The sequence below is a fragment of the Streptomyces sparsus genome (assembly GCF_054776295.1).
On sequence record NZ_BAAHCA010000158.1, the window covers coordinates 7,049 to 7,733 of the forward strand.

The following is a 685-nucleotide window of genomic DNA, read 5'->3' on the forward strand; positions in this document are numbered from 1 at the left end:
CCCTGCTTCGGTCCAGGGTGGGGGAGCGGCGGTCATGGGTTCTCCGTGGCGGCGTGGACGAGGTGCCGGACGAGGGCGATCAGGGCCCGGACCGACGAGGGGTGGTCCCGCGCGTCGCACACCACCACCGGCGTTCCGGGCAGCAGGTCGAGGGCGTCGCGCAGGGCCCGTTCGCTGTGCCGCGGGCTGCCGGGGAAGTCGTTGACGGCCACCGCGAAGGGCAGCCCCAGGTCCTCCAGGTGGCCCAGCGCGTCGAACGACGCGGCCAGGTCGCGGGTGTCGACGAGGGCCAGCGCGCCCAGCGCGCCCCGGGACAGCTCCCGCCAGGCGGGCAGGAACCGCGGTTGCCCGGGGGTGCCGAACAGGTACAGCACCAGCTCGCCGTCGATGGTGATGCGCCCGAAGTCCAACGCGACAGTGGTCGTACTCTTCGCCCGGTCACCGCGGCCGTCGACGCGGGCGCCCGCCTGGGTCATGACCGCCTCGGTGGACAGCGGCGTGATCTCCGAGACGGTGCCGATCAGCGTCGTCTTGCCCACCCCGAGCGGTCCGACGACGAGGATCTTGGCGGCCCCGACGACACTGGACGGCACGTACTTGCCGGCGGACCCGGGCACCCGCGCGGCTGCCGGCCCGCCCTGCCCGTCGCCCTCGGCGTACCGGTCGTCGCCCTCGGCGTGCTGCC

At 74.7% G+C, this 685-nt stretch carries 1 protein-coding gene; it reads right to left on the minus strand.

What is annotated here, in order from left to right; genetic code table 11:
• Positions 1-32: 32 nt before the first annotated feature.
• The gene (locus ACYVE9_RS10705; protein ID WP_461027541.1) at positions 33-617 is read right to left on the minus strand and encodes a GTP-binding protein; all 585 of its coding nucleotides are present in this window, start codon (positions 615-617) and stop codon (positions 33-35) included.
• Between the last annotated feature and the right edge of the window lie 68 nt (positions 618-685).